Source organism: Sulfurospirillum diekertiae (genome assembly GCF_002309535.1).
GTDB lineage: Bacteria > Campylobacterota > Campylobacteria > Campylobacterales > Sulfurospirillaceae > Sulfurospirillum > Sulfurospirillum diekertiae.
Map to the genome: position 1 here is coordinate 516,712 of NZ_CP023275.1, position 19,664 is coordinate 536,375.

The 19,664-nt window shown below is 38.6% G+C and carries 16 protein-coding genes; 8 read left to right on the plus strand and 8 right to left on the minus strand.

All coding sequences use genetic code 11. The features are described 5' to 3' along the window. Positions 1-5: 5 nt before the first annotated feature. A complete protein-coding gene (gene panC / locus SJPD1_RS02700; protein WP_096045859.1) occupies positions 6-827 on the minus strand; it encodes a pantoate--beta-alanine ligase in 822 nt (273 codons plus the stop codon). Positions 828-928: 101 nt separating this feature from the next. Here panC and prfB point away from each other — a divergent pair, with 101 nt between their 5' ends. The 4 genes from prfB to SJPD1_RS02720 are packed head-to-tail and all read left to right on the plus strand — an operon-like array spanning position 929 to position 4,557. Next, positions 929-2,023, plus strand: a complete 1,095-nt coding sequence (gene prfB / locus SJPD1_RS02705) for a peptide chain release factor 2 (RefSeq protein ID WP_096045860.1) — start codon at positions 929-931, stop codon at positions 2,021-2,023. Between the two features lie 47 nt (positions 2,024-2,070). Continuing rightward, on the plus strand, positions 2,071-2,394 hold the full coding sequence (locus tag SJPD1_RS02710; protein ID WP_096045861.1) for a hypothetical protein: 324 nt from the start codon (positions 2,071-2,073) through the stop codon (positions 2,392-2,394). Positions 2,395-2,406: 12 nt separating this feature from the next. Next, positions 2,407-3,801 (plus strand): YdgA family protein, encoded by a 1,395-nt coding sequence (locus SJPD1_RS02715; protein ID WP_096045862.1) that lies wholly within the window; start codon positions 2,407-2,409, stop codon positions 3,799-3,801. Between the two features lie 6 nt (positions 3,802-3,807). Then, a complete protein-coding gene (locus SJPD1_RS02720; RefSeq protein ID WP_096045863.1) occupies positions 3,808-4,557 on the plus strand; it encodes an EI24 domain-containing protein in 750 nt (249 codons plus the stop codon). Here the strand turns inward: SJPD1_RS02720 and SJPD1_RS02725 are convergent. The 3 genes from SJPD1_RS02725 to rho all read right to left on the minus strand — a co-directional run bounded on the left by SJPD1_RS02725 (position 4,554) and on the right by rho (position 8,306). Next, positions 4,554-5,048: an asparaginase domain-containing protein gene (locus SJPD1_RS02725; protein ID WP_096045864.1), complete on the minus strand. Its 495-nt coding sequence runs from the start codon at positions 5,046-5,048 to the stop codon at positions 4,554-4,556. The genes SJPD1_RS02720 and SJPD1_RS02725 overlap by 4 nt on opposite strands. A gap of 2 nt (positions 5,049-5,050) precedes the next feature. Next, positions 5,051-6,727 (minus strand): DNA polymerase III subunit gamma/tau, encoded by a 1,677-nt coding sequence (locus tag SJPD1_RS02730; RefSeq protein WP_096045865.1) that lies wholly within the window; start codon positions 6,725-6,727, stop codon positions 5,051-5,053. A 163-nt stretch (positions 6,728-6,890) separates the two neighbouring features. After that, on the minus strand, positions 6,891-8,306 hold the full coding sequence (rho, locus tag SJPD1_RS02735; protein WP_226372232.1) for a transcription termination factor Rho: 1,416 nt from the start codon (positions 8,304-8,306) through the stop codon (positions 6,891-6,893). 200 nt (positions 8,307-8,506) lie between these two features. On the opposite strand from rho, the gene uppS reads away from it, so the two are divergent. From uppS to SJPD1_RS02755, 4 genes are all read left to right on the plus strand, one after another. After that, positions 8,507-9,184 carry a polyprenyl diphosphate synthase gene (gene uppS, locus SJPD1_RS02740; protein WP_096045866.1) on the plus strand — a complete coding sequence of 226 codons (678 nt, stop codon included), beginning with the start codon at positions 8,507-8,509 and terminating at the stop codon, positions 9,182-9,184. Positions 9,185-9,310: 126 nt separating this feature from the next. Further along, positions 9,311-12,361 carry an EAL domain-containing protein gene (locus SJPD1_RS02745; protein WP_096045867.1) on the plus strand — a complete coding sequence of 1,017 codons (3,051 nt, stop codon included), beginning with the start codon at positions 9,311-9,313 and terminating at the stop codon, positions 12,359-12,361. Between the two features lie 79 nt (positions 12,362-12,440). After that, the gene (gene hcp, locus SJPD1_RS02750; RefSeq protein WP_096045868.1) at positions 12,441-13,772 is read left to right on the plus strand and encodes a hydroxylamine reductase; all 1,332 of its coding nucleotides are present in this window, start codon (positions 12,441-12,443) and stop codon (positions 13,770-13,772) included. Positions 13,773-13,923: 151 nt separating this feature from the next. Then, a complete protein-coding gene (locus tag SJPD1_RS02755; RefSeq protein WP_096045869.1) occupies positions 13,924-14,433 on the plus strand; it encodes a lipocalin family protein in 510 nt (169 codons plus the stop codon). A 78-nt stretch (positions 14,434-14,511) separates the two neighbouring features. On the opposite strand, the gene SJPD1_RS02760 is transcribed toward SJPD1_RS02755, so the two are convergent. The 4 genes from SJPD1_RS02760 to SJPD1_RS02775 form a co-directional block, all read right to left on the minus strand. Further along, positions 14,512-16,548, minus strand: coding sequence for a hypothetical protein (locus SJPD1_RS02760; RefSeq protein ID WP_096045870.1), 2,037 nt, complete (start codon positions 16,546-16,548; stop codon positions 14,512-14,514). Then, positions 16,545-17,297: an NERD domain-containing protein gene (locus tag SJPD1_RS02765; protein ID WP_096045871.1), complete on the minus strand. Its 753-nt coding sequence runs from the start codon at positions 17,295-17,297 to the stop codon at positions 16,545-16,547. The genes SJPD1_RS02760 and SJPD1_RS02765 overlap by 4 nt, the downstream gene beginning before the upstream one ends. Positions 17,298-17,370: 73 nt before the next feature. Then, entirely contained in the window at positions 17,371-18,219 is an 849-nt protein-coding gene (locus SJPD1_RS02770; protein WP_210394399.1) for an ADP-polyphosphate phosphotransferase, read from the minus strand. A 146-nt stretch (positions 18,220-18,365) separates the two neighbouring features. Then, on the minus strand, positions 18,366-19,652 hold the full coding sequence (locus SJPD1_RS02775) for a cytidylate kinase family protein (RefSeq protein WP_210394402.1): 1,287 nt from the start codon (positions 19,650-19,652) through the stop codon (positions 18,366-18,368). Between the last annotated feature and the right edge of the window lie 12 nt (positions 19,653-19,664).

Consider the following 19,664-nt stretch of genomic DNA (forward strand, 5'->3'; position numbering starts at 1 on the left):
ATTCCTTAAATCCATAAATTATCAATGAGGCGAGTCGTGCCAACTTTGGCGCAGACGAGAATGATGGAGTTGCCTATTTCAATGGTTTCTATTGTATCAAAATCACGATTTAAAATTTCCACGTATTCTACATGTAAAGGTGCTAGGGTGCGCAACATTTCAGCTTTAATAGCCTCAATATGACGCTCTCCAGCGATAATGTCATGGGTTGCCACTTTGAGGGATTCGCACAGTAAAAGTGCCTCTTGGCGCTCTTTTGCATTTAGGTACACATTGCGACTAGAAAGCGCTAAATCATCATCTTCTCTGACGATTTCACAAGGAACAATTTCCAAATCCAGAAAGAGGCTTTTAACCATATTTTGAATCAAATAGAGTTGTTGCGCATCTTTTTTACCAAAATAAGCCCGTGTTGGTTTGGTCAAGTTAAACAGTTTCAGAACCACACGTAAAACACCATCAAAATGACCAGGGCGAGCTAGTCCTTCAAGAATATAGGCTTTAGCGCTTGGTGCTAGGATACTTGGCTCGAGAGAGGAGTACATTACTTCAGGGGTCGGCATAAATAAAATACTTACGCCTGCAAGTTCACAAATTTTAATATCGGCTTGAGTACGCTTAGGGTAGGTATTAAAATCTTCTCCTACTAGAAATTGGGTAGGGTTGACAAATACAGAGACAATGGCATGATCATTTTGAGCTACAGCATTTTGCATTAAAGAGAGGTGTCCATTGTGCAATGCTCCCATAGTTGGAACAAAGCCTATGGTACCTTTTAACTCGCTTCTAGCGAGCTTGAGTTCATCAATCGTTTTTACTATTTTCATTTTAGGCACTTTTGAGTAAAATATAAGACTAGACTTCTAAGAAACGGCTTTTGTTGGAGGTCTCTTAAATTGAAGCGAGTATTATAGCAAAAGGAAACCATTTGGATAGTTACGAATACACCGAACTTCTCAAAAAATTAACCACAAAAGTGGATAACATCGCACAGATTATTAAGCCAGATGAGCTGATCTCAAGGCTTAAAGAGATCGAAACGATTGAACAAAACCCTGAGTTTTGGAATGATGCCAAAAAAGCAGCGGAGTTACAAAAAGAAAAAACAGCACTCAACTCTTTACTCAATCGTTATACCAAAGCAAATACGGTTGTTGTGGATGCCGTGGATTTATATGAAATGGCAAACAGTGAAAACGATGAAACAACACTGGAAGAGCTTTATAAAGATGCACACCATTTGGAAGATCATATCACCAATTTAGAAATTGCCATGATGCTCAGTGGTGAAAATGACAATAACAATGCTATTATTTCTATTCATCCAGGCGCTGGTGGAACTGAGAGTCAAGATTGGGCGAGTATCTTATACAGAATGTATCTAAGATGGGCAGAGCGCTTAGGCTTTAAAGTCGAAGTCCTTGACTACCAAGAGGGCGAAGAGGCTGGGCTTAAAGATGTCAGCTTTATCATCAGTGGGGAAAATGCTTATGGCTACCTCAAGGTCGAAAATGGTATTCATCGTTTGGTACGTATTAGTCCCTTTGATGCCAATGCAAAACGTCACACATCGTTTAGTTCTGTCATGGTTTCTCCTGAAGTGGATGATGATATTGACATTGTCATCGAAGATCGTGATCTTAAAGTCGATACCTATCGCTCTGGTGGAGCGGGTGGTCAGCACGTCAATAAAACGGACAGTGCGATTCGAATTACTCATATGCCAACCGGTATTGTGGTACAGTGCCAAAATGACAGATCTCAGCACAAAAATAGAGCAACCGCTATGAAAATGTTGAAATCTCGTTTGTATGAATATGAGCTTGAAAAACAACAAGCTGTGAAAGATGGTGTTGAAAAAAGTGATAATGGCTGGGGACATCAGATTCGCAGTTACGTTTTAGCACCGTATCAGCAAGTGAAAGACACTCGAAGCAATATTGCGTATTCTCAAGTGAGCAATATTTTGGATGGTGATATTTCAAAAATGATTGAAGATGTACTCATTGCACAAAAACGCTAGAGAACTTTGCATTTTGACGAATAAAAAATATTAAAAGGAAAAAACGTATGGAAAAACAGGCGATCTTAACACAACTAGGTTATGGGGTTACTCCAAATGCACAAGCGCAACTTGAGCGCGTTATTAACAATACTATAGGTTTTGAACATATTGAAAAACATCTTCTTGCACTGCATGATGCCCTCAAAGTTCACCACTCATTTGTGGCGCTTTCTAGTAACAAAGATTACTTTAAAATCAAAAATGAAGCTACAGGTGAAGATCTCATTGCTGAGGTGAATGAGTTAATTAGTAAATGGGCCACAAAGTTCAAAATTACTTTGGAAAAAGTTCCTAACAAAAATACCTATTATGTTATAGGTTATAAATAATAAAGGCCCTGTATGTCAAAAATAAAATATATCGTTATATCTTCTGTTGTGGTGGCAGCATTAGCTGCAACACCTCTTGTTGTTTCGCATAAAGTTGACAGTAGTATAGAAACCAACAGAGTATTGCTTGAACAAAATGGTCAAAAACTAGAGATTTTAAGTAAAAGCGGTTACATGACGGGCACACGAACCTTTAGTCTTGAAGTGGTTGATGCGAAAAAAGCACGCGACTTTTTGCTCTCGACATTGGTTGAAAAAAATGCTCAATATAAGCTCTTTGCAGAAAGCTTGAAAACGGAAACTGATGAGGGTATCAATGACGCATTTGATGGTTTAAAATTTAAAGGTGAGATAACGAATTCAAATTTTTTACCCAGCGATGTCAAAGTCTCTTTGAGTCTTAATCAATTACCTCGTTCTATTCAGGAATCCATTGCGAATGATAAAGTGGCAAGTGATGCCATTTTACCCCTTTTAACGCGAGGTGTTTTAGCGCTTGATATGACATTTGGTAGTGACCAAAAACTCAAAGACGTGAAATTTAAAGATATCAAAGAAGAGATCAAAGCAGAAGGTACTGTTCTGAGCATTGATACGGAAAAACAGATGCTGACACTGACAGAACGTGGTGGTAGTGTTCAAGGTGTTCTTGGTGTTGGCAAACAAAATTTTGGCATTAACAGTGATATGTTTATGTTTAAAAGCGAGCTTCAAGACTTTGTTTATAACTTTAGCTATCAAGACGATCTCAATAACAAAGGTGACCTTAAAATTGGTAAGTACGCTTTTGAAATTAATGATGAATATACCAATGCCAAGTTTGATCTAGGTTCGCTCAAAGCCAACAGTAGTGTAGAAGATGTCAAAAAAGATCTTCAAATCAAAGCAGACTATACGTTTGATGATATTGCTCTCAATAACAGTAGTGCAGATATCACACTCAAAAAACTTTTTGCAAAACTTTTCTTACGAGGCATTAATTCGGATACAATGAAAAAAGTACAAGCGGATTATAATATGTTGCTTCTTGGAACAACACCGCTTGAAGATAAAGTTCTTATTGATGATTTTATAGCACTTGTCAATCATGGGGTGAAGCTTGATTTAGGGATTGCACTGCAAGGGTTTAGCACAGAGATGATCAATCTTAAAGATGTCAGCATTGACACAACACTGGTTGTGGCAGAAAATAACTATAGTGACAAACAAAGTCCTCTCGCACTTCTTGGGCTTTTAGATATTACTTCCAAAGTCAAAGTTCATAAAGAAGATCGTGCAACCCTTGAGAGCTTGGGTCTGACATCCGCTGAAGATTTTGCATTAGGAAAAGAGGAAGGTGACTTTTTCATTTACGAAATAGCAATGAAAAATGGTGCCATTAGTGTTAATGGTCAAACGATTCAGTAAATTATAATGACACAACCAATACCCAAAACGAATATTTTCGCACTGGCTCTTGGGGATACTTTTTCTCCAAGAGTTTTGCTGATTTCTCTCCTCTCTTTTATTCTCACACTCTTCGTCTTTATTGGAGCTATTTGGCTTCTTTTTGGAGGTGTTGGTGCTTTGTCTGCATGGATTGCACAGAGTTTACAGAGTTTTGAAGGCAGTGTGGAACAGAGTTGGTTTTTGAGTATGATTTCACTCCTTTTCATCACCAAAACGATCGTAGCCATTCTCTTTTTCTTTACGTCTGCTATGGTTGTTTACTATCTTTTTTTGATGGTCTATTCGGTGATTGTTGGACTTTTTGCAAGCTATTTTATCAAAGAGATAGGCATACTCTATTATCCTAGTGTGGCATTTCGAGGCATTGGTTTGCTTAGTTACGTGTGGATAGTGCTTAAAACGCTTTTGTGGACAACATTGATGTTTTTGCTACTTTCACCTTTAGTTTTTATTCCACTCTTTAACTTTGTGCTTTTAGTGCCTGTATTTTATCTGTTTCATAAACTTTTGGTGCTAGATGTCGCTTCAATGATTAATTCTAAAGAAGAGTATTTGGCGTTGAAGAAATTATATGCGGGGCAAATGAGAGGGATTTCTTTGATCTGCTTTGCCCTAACGGTGATTCCTTTTTTAGGGGTTGTGATCTATCCGTACTATGTAATTGTCATGAGTCACTTTCTGTTTCGTAAAACAGAGGAGTTACGAGCCCTTTAACAGAGCTCGAAAATTCCTTTTTGTCTATTTTTATAGATACTTCCATGGCTGGCAATTGCCCCATGCATGGCAAGATTGACCCCATTTTTTTCTCGGCACATTAAATCACCCAACGCCATCATGAAATTGCTGGTTGCTTCAACGGTATCAATGCTAAAAGGCACCATGGCACCTGTGAGGGTAATGATCTTATCTTTTACATGTAACGCTAAAAAAGTAGCGGTAACATCCATGGTATCCGTACCATGAACAATTAAAATTTTATGACATTGTGAAGATTGAATGGTTTTAACCATCAATTCACGATCCTCCTCACTCATCTCAAGACTGTCTTTGTGAATGATATTCAACAGTTCATAGGAGGTATTATAGCAGTAGCGTAAAATGGACTCTACGGCGATGCCATCTTGTGGAACTTCAAGCTCACCTTTAAGAGGATTGTAGCGTTTATTAAACGTGCCACCTGTGTTAATAATCAGGATTTTTTCCATCATTAAACCTTTTGGTGAATTTGAATTTTTTGTGGGTCAAAAAGCTCTGTTGCTCTTTGAACGAAAGGGGTATTAAGAACTTCTTTAGCGTCAATTTCCCGTTGACCTGCCATTATGGCTCCTGCGGCACAGCTGTCGCTTTGAGGTGCATCTTCAAACGCTACACTTTCGATCATCGAAGCGCTTTGATCGTTTGCGCTCAGTTCTGCTTCACTCATTTGCAATTCATAGTTAGGATCAAACGAAGGTTCAGGTTTTGGCTCAGGTGGAAGCACGTGCATTTTAGTGATTTTTATTTTTGTTTCCAAACCAAAAAGCTCTTGGACAAAGTGCTTGATAATGCTGTAATGAGTATTCAGCGTTTTACTCGCTTCTCCTTCTGCACTTGAACTGAGCATCAGCTGTTCTTCTGAAAAACTATCAAACCGAATATGCTTTTTAAAACAATCACCTAGCTCCGCGTTACGATCGAGCAATTTGTCGCACAGGCGGGCAAAAAGCATCTCCGAAGTGACGCCTTGATCTTTTACATGTAAAGATGTTTCTTCAACTTCCACAGGAGTTGTTGGTGCTTCTGAAACATCTGTTTTAGCATGAGCCGTTGTTGGAAGGCGAAATTTTTCATTTTCAAGTGAGTCGATCATCTCTTCAATGGTTTTAATGTTGGTTGCTTCAATCATCTTAAAGAAGATTAACGAGAGCACAAAACCGTTGTTTGCATTGATGTACAAAAGACTTTTAGATTCACTGAGAATCTTGAAAAAACGTTCATACAGCAGTGTTGAAAAACGGCGATCTTGTGCAAAAAAGGCATTTTTAAGATAAGCAATTAACTCATCTATGACGATTTCGCACTCATAACTTTCAAGCTCTTTAATAATGCCGAGCATCTCATTTTTATTGCCACTTAAAATCGTTGTAAAAATTGTTTCAAGTTGATTAGGATCTAAAAGCCCTAACATCGTTGCAACATTCTCAGGCGTAATGTAGCCTTTGGAATAAATAATGGCTTGATCCATGAGAGTCAACGTATCGCGCAGTGAACCATTGCCTGCACGGCTGAGCATCTCTAATGCCTCTTTTTCATATTCAATATTTTCAAGATGGAGAATATGGCAAAGGTGATTGACGACGTCACTTTGCTTAATCTGTTTAAAACGAAAGTGCTGTGCACGCGATAAAATTGTTGCTGGAAGCTTTAGAGGATCAGTGGTTGCAAGGATGAATTTCACATAACTTGGAGGCTCTTCCAGTGTCTTTAAAAGCGCATTAAACGCTTGCGTGGTCAGCATATGGACTTCATCGATAATGAAGATTTTAAAACGCGCACTGGTAGGTTTGTATTTGGTACTTTCAATGAGTTCACGAATGTCATCAATACCACGATTGGATGCTGCGTCCATCTCGATGATGTCGATATGACGGTTTTCGTTGGCACTTAAGCAGTGTTCACACACTTCGCAGGGTGTTGAGGTTGGACCTTGCTCACAGACAAGAGCCTTAGCAAAGATACGTGCTGTTGAAGTTTTTCCACTTCCACGAAGCCCAGAAAAGAGATAGGCATGAGAGAGTCTATCTTGGTTAAGTGCTAAACTAAGCGTTTGAGTAATCGACTCTTGGCCGATTAGCTTATCAAAGGATGAAGGACGATATTTTAGAGCAAGTACTTGATGTGACACGTAAAGACCTTTATCTAATTTATAACCAATTTTACACTATTTTGAGATTTTTTCCAAAACCTTGCTCTGCCAATATCCTTGGCAATTTTTAGTGTCATAGTGGCTAACTCAATCAAAAAAGTTTTGCTTTTTTGACGTTCTGAACTAGACTTTTAAAAAAAGTCTAGTCATTCATAATAGAGAGTAGTTCTTCATTGTCCTTGGTTTTAAGCATTTTTGCATACAAGAATTTAAGTGCTTCAATGTCATCCATTTGGCTGATAGCACTTCTAAGAGCCCAAATTTTTTGAAGACGATCAGGGGTAAGAAGAAGTTCTTCTTTACGTGTGCCAGATTTCATGATATTAATCGCTGGGTAGATTCTTCGATCTGAGATATTTCTATCAAGAACAATTTCGCTGTTACCTGTACCTTTAAACTCTTCAAAGATAACTTCGTCCATTCGACTTCCAGTCTCGATCAATGCTGTTGAGATGATGGTTAAACTGCCGCCATTTTCGATATTTCTCGCCGCTCCAAAAAAACGTTTTGGTTTATGAAGCGCGTTGGCATCGACACCACCACTTAAAACTTTACCACTGGAAGGGGTCACCGTATTGTAAGCACGAGCAAGTCTCGTGATAGAATCTAAAAGGATAATGACATCTTTACCCATTTCCACACGACGTTTGGCTTTTTCAATGACAAGGTTAGCGACACGAACATGGTTCGATGCGGGCATATCAAAGGTTGAGCTATACACTTCACCTTGGACACAACGTTGCATATCGGTCACCTCTTCAGGTCTCTCATCAACCAATAAAACAATGAGTTCAGATTCAGGATGATTGCGAGCGATGCCGTGTGCAAGTTCTTTCATAAGTTCGGTTTTACCACTTCTTGGAGGTGCAACGATCAATCCACGTTGACCTTTACCGATTGGGGTAAAAAGATCCAGTACGCGACCTGTGATTTTCATTGGATCGTATTCAAGTTTAATTTTTTCGGTAGGGTAAAGAGGTGTTAGGTTTTCAAAAAGAGGGCGTTTTTTGCTCTCTACAAGAGGGAGATAGTTAATGGCTTCAATTTTAAGAAGGGCGTAGTAACGCTCTTGGTCTTTTGGAGGTCTCACTTGTCCTGTGACAATGTCACCGGTACGAAGCGCAAATTTTTTGACTTGGGTACTGCTGACGTAGGCATCGTTGGCGCTGTCTGAGAAGTTGGCATCGGTGGCACGTAGGAAACCATACCCTTCACCCGCAATCTCCAAAATACCCGTAAAAAGAATGAATCCACCTTGGTTAACTTGCGATTTTAAGATCTCAAACATCAAATCTTGGCGTTTAAGTTCATTGGGGTTTTCAATGCCAAGTTCTGCAGCAATCTCTAAAAGTTTTTCAAGTGGCGTAGTTCGAAGCCCCTCTATTTTGTAACCATCTACGGGAATATGGGTTCGTGATTTGTTATAGTGTGTTGGTTTTGCTTGTACGTTTCCATTTGTATTACCGTTGGGTTGGGCTGTATTCGCGCAGGGTTGATTGTTTGAGGTGGGAGTGTTTCCGCTCATTGTGCCTTCTTTGTTGTTAGTTTGATCGTTCATGAAGCTAGAGTCTCTTAATATGGTGAAAGATTCCCAAAGATAGAGTTGCTTGAGTCGATTGTTATGAGACTACTTTGTGAGAATTTCTAAAAAGTAGTGATGGTGTAATTTTAGTCAAAGTGGCAAGATTTGTCAAGGTGGGCTAAAGAGAAAAAAGATAAAATGGCGCTCATAAATTGTAAGCTCAAAAGAAGTAAAGAATGAATGATTTAGTGCATTTGGCAATTATTATGGATGGCAATGGCAGATGGGCACAGCGTCAAGGCAAAGAGCGCTCTTTTGGACACAAGGAAGGCGCTAAAAAGGTACGAGAGATTACCAAATATGCTGCAAAAATGGGCATCAAATACCTCACACTCTACGCCTTTAGCACTGAAAACTGGAATCGCCCAAAAGCCGAAGTTAGCGTTTTGATGAAACTGCTTTCCAAGTATTTGCACAGTGAAATTCCTATACTTCTTGAAAATAATATCTGTTTTGATGTCATTGGTGATATGAGCAAACTTTCATCTTCTTTGCAAAAAGAGATCGCTTATGCGAAAGAGGCAACACAGCACTGCACGGGGCTAAGGCAAATCTTGGCGATCAATTATGGTGCCCAAGATGAGATTCTTCGCGCCATCAATAAATCTTTACATGTAAAGGGTGAAATAACCAAAGAGATTTTAGAAGCGCATCTTGATACAGCAGGCATTCCGTCTGTGGATCTGCTCCTTCGAACAGGGGGCGATTGTCGTCTTTCGAATTTTTTACTATGGCAATCTGCCTATGCGGAACTTTTCTTCACAAAAACCTTATGGCCTGAATTTTCAATGGGAGAATTAGAAGCTATTATTTCCGAATATAAAACATCTGAAAGACGATATGGCAAAGTTTAGTCAAGAAACAAAAGTATGACATTTTAAAAATGGTATAATTAGAAAGAATTACAAATATCAATAAACAGAATAGTGCTATACTAATGTGAGAAGTTTTAATAATTCGTTAAACTATAGTGAGTTATCATGAAAAAAATAATTTTAATTGTCTTATTTTGCTTATGTCAATATGTAAGTGCTGAAGAGGCTCTTCGTCTTGGAATTTTAGCGTTTCGCCCAAAAGAGCAGGCGCTACTTCAGTGGCAACCTTTTGCAACTTACCTTCAAAATGCTATTGGGAAACCTATATCCCTTCACATCTATAATTATCCAGAATTCACACAAGCGGTTGCCAATCATGAGGTTGACATCATCTTGACCAATCCAGGGCATTACATCGTTTTAAAAAATAAGTTCAAACTCTCTGCACCTCTTGTTACTCAAATCACACAAAAAGATCATTTTACACTCACCCAATTTGCAGGAGTAATGTTTACACGTCACGATTCACCGATTTTAACATTACATGATATGGAATATAAACAGATTGCTGTAACCGATACCAATTCTCTTGGTGGGTATCAGATGCAAGCCTATGAGTTGGCAAATAGCGGTATTGCTCCTCATGATACACGTTTAGTCATAACAGGAATGCCCCACGACAAGGTTATTGAAGCAGTACTTTCGCATAAAGCCGACGTGGGGTTTGTTCGTACGAATGTCCTTGAAGATATGATTCAGGAGGGAAAATTAGCATTATCCGATATTAAAATTATCAATGAACAAACAGATCCAAAATTTCCATTTATTCACTCTACTAAACTTTATCCCGAATGGCCTTTGGTTGTTGTGCCAAACTTTGATGAGCATATTGCGCGTGACTTAACCGTAGCGCTTTTAGCACTTCCCTCCCAGAGTGAAGCTGCTACTCGTGCTCATATTTATGGATTCACGGTTCCTGCGGATTACAAGGGGGTAGAAGATGCGCTGCGAATGCTTCGTGTACCACCTTTTGAAGAAGCGCCTAATTTTACCTTAGCAGATTTTTGGTCACGATATTCTAATTACATCACAGGGATATTAACTGTTTTCCTTGTTTTTCTTATGAGTAGCGCGCAGTTGTATAGGCAAAACAAACAAATACGTCAAAATGAAAAATACCTACTTTCGGCTCAAGATAGCTTGCAAAGTACTATAGATGCTATCCCAGATACGCTGTTTGAAATGAGTTTAGAGGGTGTTTATTTTCGTGTGGGAAGAGCGCATGCTCATTTTTCTTCTATGTTGGAAAATTTTATTGGTAAAAATGTGAATGAGATTTATCCAAGTCACGTTGCCCTTGTTTTTATGGAAGCATTGCAGGAAGCCAATAAAAAAGGGCGTGCTTTTGGATTTCAGTATGCTTTAGAGGGGACTCATAAACTCTTTTGGTTTGAGCTTTCGGTCTCTAAGAAAAAAGAATCCCATGACATGGCACATTTTATTGTGTTATCGCATGATATTACCGATCGTAAAGAGACAGAAGCAAAACTCAAACTCGCCGCAAGTGTGTTTACGTATGCTAGGGAAGGTATTATGATTACCAATGCTTCAGGCGAGATCGTTGAGGTTAATGATACCTTTACATGTATTACAGGGTATACCCATGAAGAAGTTATTGGGCACAATCCACGCCTATTAAAATCGGGAAGGCAAGGAGATTCTTTTTACAAGCAAATGTGGCAGTCGCTCCTTGAAAAAGGGCATTGGTATGGTGAAATCTCTAACCGCCGTAAATCGGGTGAAGTGTATATTCAGATGACCAGTATCAGTGCGGTTTATGATGAAAAAAGGGTTATCCAGTCATATGTTGCCCTTTTTACGGATATTACAACGATGAAAGAACATGAAAAGCAGCTTGAATACATTGCCCATTACGATGCACTTACTTCCCTTCCGAATCGTGTTTTATTTGCAGATCGACTCAGAGAAGCGATGGTACAAACAGAGCGAAGGAAAAAAGAGTTAGCGGTTGTCTATTTAGATCTTGATGGGTTTAAAGCGATTAATGATCAATATGGGCATCACATTGGTGATGAGCTTTTAGTCATTATTGCAGAACGTATGGAGGAGGCTCTTCGTCAGGGCGATACGATCTCAAGGCTTGGTGGCGATGAGTTTGTTGCCGTCTTGACGGACCTTGAGAGTTTAGAAGAGTGTAGACCTATTTTAGATCGTCTTTTGCAAGCAACATCTGACCCTATTGTGATCAATGACAACATCATCCAAGTCTCAAGTAGCATTGGTGTTACGCTGTACCCAAAAGATGGTGTGGATGCAGAACAGCTTTTAAGGCATGCAGACCTTGCAATGTATCAGTCAAAACAGTCGGGGAAAAACCGTTACCACTTTTTTGATATAGAGTATGACAAAGCGATCCAACAGCAAAATGCAAGTCTTGGAAATATTTTATCTGCGATTGCAAACGATGAATTTATTCTCTACTACCAGCCAAAAGTAAATCTTAAAACACATGAACTTATCAGTGTTGAAGCGTTGATACGGTGGCAACATCCCGAGCAAGGCTTTTTGCTTCCACATGCTTTTTTGCCGATCGTGGAAGATCATGTCCTAAGCATTAAGTTAGGTGAGTGGGTTATTGAGCGAGCATTTAAACAGATGAGTGATTGGATCAAAAAAGGGTTACCTCTTGCTGTGAGCATTAACGTCGGTGCGAGACAACTTCAAGATGCGAACTTTACGGATTACATCCAAACCATGTTACTTCGCTATCCAGAGGTTCCATCACATCTTATTATATTAGAAATTTTAGAAACCAGCGCACTGGAAGATATGGTGCATGTTTCGCAAATCATGCATGCGTGTAAAGCACTGGGAGTTCGCTTTGCGCTAGATGATTTTGGTACGGGGTATTCGTCACTCAGCTATCTTAGAAAATTGCCAATCGATATTTTAAAAATTGATCAAAGTTTTATTTGTAATCTTCTGCATGACCGAGATGACCTTGCTATTGTTGAAGCGATTGTGGGCTTAAGTAAAGCGTTTGATCTCCGTGTCGTTGCGGAAGGTGTTGAAACACAAGAACATGCAGAGCTTCTCTTAAAGCATGGCTGTGAGTTAGCACAAGGCTACGGCATCGCACGCCCCATGCACCCAGATGCTATCATCGATTGGAAAAAATCCAGTTCTTACATGTAAAAGTCTTGATTGAGATCAATCAATGACATAAAACTATCCTCTTGCTAAGATGCTGGAAATTTTTGAAAGAGGATAAAATATGTCTTTAAACATGTTATGTGATCAATGCTCTATGAGTGCCATCGGTGGCTGTGGTTCAAAAGGTCAAGATGCGGGAACGTGCGGCAAAGATGCCAACTTGGCGAAACTTCAAGACATCATGATTTACGGTCTTAAAGGTCTTAGTGCTTATAGAACACACGCGAATGAATTTGGTGCAGACACCAAAGAAGTCGATGACGTCATCGCGCAAACGCTTTACTTCACCCTTACCAACGTCAACTTCAACTTTGACGACCACATCGCTCAATTGATGAAAATCGGCTCTGCGGGTGTTAGAATGATGGATATTCTTACTGAAGCACACACGTCTCACCTTGGTGTTCCAACGCCTGTGAGCATTTCTCAAAACAAGGCTGAGGGCAAAGGCATCTTGGTCAGTGGTCACAACCTTGACATGCTTTTAGAGCTTTTGCGTCAAACAGAGGGTAAAGGCATCAACATCTACACCCATTCCGAGATGCTTCCAGCGCATGGTTACCCAGAACTTCGCAAATACGCACATCTTAAAGGTAACATCGGTAAATCATGGTTTGACCAAACCAAACTCTTTGAAGAGTGGGGCGGAACCATCATCGTGAACACCAACTGTATCGTGCCTCCAAAATCAAACTCAACCTATGTCGATAGACTCTATACCTACGACATCGTGGGCATCAAAGAAGGCAAAAAAATCCACAATAACGACTTTAGCGAAGTCATCGCTCAAACCTTAGCGCTCCCCGATGTCACAGGTTTTGACAGTGAAGAGACACTCGTAACGGGTCACCACTATAAAACCATCTTAGGTCTTGCTCCTCAAATTTTAGAAGCGGTACAAGCAGGCAAAATCAGCCAGTTCTTCGTTATCGCGGGTTGTGATGCTCCTGGCTCAGGCGGCGAATACTACAGAAAAATGGCAGAGAGCCTTCCAAACGACTGCGTGATCTTAACATCAAGTTGTGGTAAATTTAGATTTAACGACATTGACTTTGGCACGGTGGCTGACACGGGTATTCCTCGCTACTTAGACCTTGGTCAATGCAACGACAGTAACGGCGCTGTTCACATCGCTCTAGCGCTTGCTGGCGCACTTGGCGTAACGGTGCATGACTTACCAGTCTCTATCGTTCTTAGCTGGATGGAGCAAAAAGCAGTTCTTATTCTTCTAGGACTCTTTAGCCTTGGCATCAAAAACATCTACCTAGGACCAAAACCACCACAATTTGTGAACGATGACATCTTCTCATTTTTGCAAGAGAACTTTAATTTGCATTTGACCGATGATGCAACATCAGATATGGAAAAATTATTGATTAAAAAACCTGCGTAAGGTTTTACATGTAAAACAAGGAAGCTTCAGGAGAGGCTTCTTTTGTCTCTAATGTATGCTAAATATTAAACACATAGGTTAGATTTAAGATCAGCATCAAAAGAGCCTTTTTTGAGTGTATACTTTTAACATCACTCAAAAGGGAGTCTCTATGTTCAAAATATTCATTACTTTTATATGCTCCTTCATTTTTCTAGGCTGCGCAAAACACTATGCACCACTTCCAACGGTCGAAAAAGTTGATCTAACCCGATACCTTGGCACATGGTATGAAATAGCACGGTACGACCACTCGTTTGAAAAAGGCTGTACCAATGTGTCGGCGACATACGCGTTAAATGAAAACGGAAGCATCAACGTCCTCAATCAATGCACCAAAGAAGATGGAACCCACAAAGAAGCCCAAGGCATCGCCTACGCAGAAGATAAGACACATTCAAAATTAAAAGTGAGCTTCTTTAGACCTTTTTACGGTAATTATTGGGTGTTGATGCTCGATGAAGACTATACCTACGCACTTATAGGTGAACCCAGCCGCGAATACTTATGGATACTTTCTCGCTCAAAAAGCATCGATGAAGCAACAAAACAGAAGATATTAACCAAAGCGCAAGAGTATCACTACGACACCAGTAAGCTTTTGTGGGTGCAACAGAAGTGAAGAAAGTGTAATGATTCACCTGCGTAGAAGGTTTACATGTAAAGATGAGGAAGCCTTTCAAGGCTTTTGCACAAAAATCTAAGTTTTAGTCTCCTTTGCATGTTTTTTTAACTTTTTATACTCATTGTACGAATCATAGATATTATTTGTATCATATTTCATAAATAATAGACCTAAAATATGATGAATTAAATTTTTATCATGCTCATTTTCGCTTAATAGCTCCAATGGGATAAATAAACTACTAAATAATATATTGTCTAAATTATTGCTTTGATTAAGTTCTTCTATAATCTTAGTTAGCTTGTCTAAGTCTTTGTTTGTATCTGTAAAACTTTTAATAACATCAACTGGAGCCTCTTCTTTAAACGTAAACCTTATACGTATTAAAGCCAATAGCAGACTTTGAAGTCTATTATTCATTATGCTATACCAATTATTGGGAGATAAAGAAATTTTAATGATTCTTTCATTATTGTAGTTGAGTACTTTACCATTTAAAAAATTTAATTGTTTTTTTTCTGTTAAATGCTTTTCATGTCTTAAAAGCTGTTGTTGTGAAGTTGCAAATGCTCTTATGAAATCTTGCAGAATATGCAAGTTTGACCCAGCAAAAGCATTTTTTGTGAGTGCTTTATTTTTGTTCTCAATAAATACGATTTTGTCATCTATCTTAATAACCAAATCGCACTCATATACTTCTCTTTTTGATAGAGCATATTTTCCTGAATATATATCAAAATTATTGTTTTCAAATATGGCTTCTACATAGTTATCTATATTCTTACCTATCTTAGTTGTAATATCTTCATCTATTTGAGATTTTATTTTTTCAACTAGGGCATTATAAAAGTACATTTTAAAATATTTAAAGCCAATAATATAATATTCATTTTTATAGTGAATGATTGGGTTGTGAACAAAAAGATTTTGCTCTTCAGTAGTATTTATAGGAACAGAATATCTTGAATTGATATTTTTTGAATCAATACAAAAGAACTTAATAATCTGTTCAAAATGTTTAAAAACTGTTATGTCGAGTTTTATAATATGTTGATTATTGCCAAATAGTTCTACTTGGTGCAGAAAATCAATTAAATTATTTTTTGAAAAGCCAAATTGTTTTTCAAATGTTGTGTTCAATGCAGAGTTACCAATTAGATTATTTATATAATTTATAACTGTCGAAGTTTTGAGTGGATAACTGAGCAAATATAAACTAGAATGTAAAATTTGTTTTTTAAGTTTTTCTTGAATATTTGTTTCATCAATAAATATATATTCCCATTGATTAAAAGATCTAAGTTGAAATAAATTAATAAATTGTTTGAAATAGTTTGTCATAGACTTTAGAGTTTCTAAATTCTTCTTTTTAAAATTTGAATGATGGATATTTTTTATTGCAATATTAATTATATAGTTGAATGGTATGGTTTTGTCATGACGGCTTTGACTGAGTATGAAATGAATAAAGTGAAATATATCAACTTGTTGCAATTTTTTTTCTATGATTGACGCGATTTTTTTATCTTGCCCTTTTTGAAAATTAATTTCCCCATCAATACAGTTTAAATTGATATTTACATACTTCTTAAAAAATATAATAGCATCGACAAGATGAGGGATTTCAGTATTATAATCTTCTCTTAGATTTGCAAAAAATCCATTTTGGCTCAATAAGTTAAGTAAATAGAGTTTTTTTATCAGTTCTTTCCAAAATAACTTGTTTGAAAAATCTATAATCTTTTCTTCGTTATATATTCCATAATCTCTTATTGTTTTAGCTAAGGAATAATAAATATGTCCCTTTTCTAATTTCTTATCATTCACCAAATGATCTATATGAATTTGCTTTGATACATGATATAAAGTACTCATATCCATAGTGCAATTATCTTGACTGGATAGTATAAATTGTTTAATTTGTTCTACAAATAAATCTTGAGCCTTGTTCCCATTTATAGGATAATCTATTTCGTAATCGTTTAAAATCTTTTTTTCTATAGAAGGAAAGTCTAATTTTTTAATATTTTCTAATTCATTAAAATAACTTTTTTCAGTATCTAAAACATCATTTACAAGGTTGATAAAGAGTTGAGTATAGTTTTTGCTCATGAAGTACCTTTCACTATATTCCTACACTTCGGATATCCACTACATCCATAAAATTCTTCCCCTGTTTGTCTATTGTGTCTTAAAACCATTTCTTTCCCACATCGTGAGCATATTTTAGTTGTTTGTGTTGGAGTAGGCTTGGTATTGTGTCGTGCAGATAAGTTTGCAACATGTTCCCTATCGGTTGTAAAACTTTGTTTGAGGCGTTTTTGGCTTAAGGTTTCAATCGTCATGTCAAATTGATACGCGGAGAGTTTTTCTTCTTGGAAAGATTGGATGTAGGAAGTGTATTTGGCGTTGATAAAAACATTTTTTGGCATCGTGGTTTTAAATTTGCAATCACCGATAAAAACAACGATAGACATAATGTTTTCAGTCGGTAGTGCCAATATCTCTTCTAAAGCTTTGGTGTGTCGATAGTTTTGTCGTAAAGGGTTTTGAAAGCGGTGTTTTTCTTTGAAGATTTGCTGTGTCCACATACTCTGATGCTCATCTCCAAAAATCCACCCTTTCATGTTTTTGGTTTCAATCACAAAAACACCATAACGAGAGACGATAATATGGTCTATCTGTGTGGTTGAGCCATCATTCAATTGCAAGGTGATGTTTCTAATATTGATATATTCGTTTTTGTTAAGATGCAAAGAAGTCGCAACATTCACCGTAAATTCGCCGACTTTACCTTTCATCCACGGTGTTTTAAATAAAATACCCAGCACAAAAACAGAACCAATAAGCCAGAAAATCACTTTATTTGCCTTTACATGTAAAAAATAAAATTACGTTATTGTATCTTTTTTGAAAAGAACCTTTCGCCTATCTTCACTCCTCCTCAACCAACCTCTGCCTAATCGCCTGCAACTCTTCTTGTCGCTTGTCGTCCGCTTCAGGGTAGTGCATATCAAGTGCTTTGAAGGTGTCTAAAAGAATGTTTGAGATGATGAGGCGGGCATTTTTTTTGTCGTCTGCGGGGACGATGTACCATGGGGCGTGTTTGGTGCTGGTGGCGCTGAGGCAGGATTCGTAGGCGTGCATGTATGCTTTCCAGTATTGGCGCTCTTCCAAGTCTGCGAGGCTAAATTTCCAGTTTTTATTGGGTTTGTCGATACGCTCAAGAAAGCGTTTTTTCTGTTCGTCTTTGGAGAGATGGAGAAAAAATTTGACGATTTTCGTGCCGTTTCGGTGCAGGTGATTTTCCAAGTCCATGATGGAGCGGTATCGCTCCCTCCAAATGCTCTCTTCATCTAACACGCTATCAGGCAGTCTTTGTCCTTTTAAAATCTCAGGGTGAACCCGAACGATGAGCACTTCTTCATAATACGAACGGTTAAAAACGCCTATCTTCCCGCGTTCGGGTAAAACGCACGTCGTGCGCCAGAGAAAATCATGCGCGAGTTCTGTGGCGGCTGGGTGTTTGAAACTGAAAACCTGACAGCCTTGTGGGTTGATGCCTGAGAGAACATGACGAATCACGCCATCTTTCCCTGCCGCGTCCATCGCTTGAAAGATGAGTAAAACGGCGTATTTGTTGGAGGCATAGAGGAGTTGTTGGAGGTCGCTTAACGCTTCTATATTTTCCTTCAGCGTCTCTTCATACGCTTCTTTGGAGGCATAAAATGCTTTGACAAGCGTGGGGAATTTTTTAAGCTCAACTTTTGCGCCTTCTGGCACGAGGAAATCTTCGGTTTTTAGTTTCATGATACGTTTTTCTCCTTACATGTAAAGAATCATAGAACCCAAAAAAGTCAAAAAGAACGTACGATCATTGTAACAAAATAGAGATCATTTTGGAGCTTTTACTTTTACATGTAAAGATTCTAGTGCGCAAAATCCTTCAGTAGCTCGATAATCTTTTGAGCTGCTTTTTCAGAACCGTACAAAGAAGCATCCAGCGTGACATGGTAGTTGGTTGCGTCTTTCCAATCGTGTTTGGTGTAGTGAAGGCAGTAATTGGCGCGATTTTTATCGGACATCTCTAAGTCTTTGTCGCTGCACGGTGGGGTGGCTTTGTATTTTTCATTGACTTTTGTTTTACGATACGCCATGTTGGCATGAATGAAAACATTGAAACAATTTGGGTCATCTTTTAAGATAAAATTAGCACAACGCCCGACAATCACACATGCATCTTTGGCGCAAATATCGCGGATAATCTTACTTTGCACCATAAACAAAACATCGGCAGGCGGAAGTTGGTCATCCACGTAGGCGTAGTTTTGTTCGTAGAGTTCATAAAGTAGTTCACTGGCTAAGTGTTGTTCGTTGGCTTGAATGTATTCCGCCGTGTAGCCCGTCTCTTCGGCGGTTAGTTTGATAAGCTCTTTATCGTAAAAAGGAATGCCAAGCTTTTGGGCGATCATCTCTCCTATCTCATGTCCGCCGCTACCGTACTCTCGTGAGATGGTAATGACCAGAGAATTGAGCGCTGCTTCTTGGGTGCTTTGAGTTTGAGGAGCGACATACGTCCCCAGCCATTGTTCGACAAACACCAATTTGGTGCTGTACAATTTAATCAACGCTCCAACAAGCAACGCCGCAACAACACTGCCTTCGCGTATGCCCTCCAGGCGATTTAAAAAGGTAAACGAGCTGATGACACCAATGATGACCATCGAGCTGTCTAAACTGATTTTGACTTTACCAAACTCTTTGTGGTACGTGTGCGAGATTGCAACCGCCAAACCATCGAGCGGTAAATAGGTCAGTTTTGTTTTTAAGAGTAAAAAAATGCCAAATGCCAACACACTACACGCCGCTAAACACCAAAAAGCTTGTGCGACATACGACGTGGGGCTTAGCGAAGAGATCAGATGCATCGTCAAATCAATGCAGTACCCAAAAACGATGACAGAAGGGAGTTGAACCAGTTGTGTCCATTGGTAGTTTTTGCGCAGAACCGCCATTTGCGAGGCAATAAAAACAAGGTTGAGCAAAATGGTCAATTCGCCCAAACTAAGAGGCATCGTTAAGCTGTATACATACGGTACACACGAGATAGGCGAAACCCCAAGATTGGCTTTAACCGAGAGTGAGACACCTAACGCCATAATGAATTGCCCTAAAATAAAAACGACAATTCGCTTCGTCATATTCAAATTTAGCATAGTTGAGTCTTC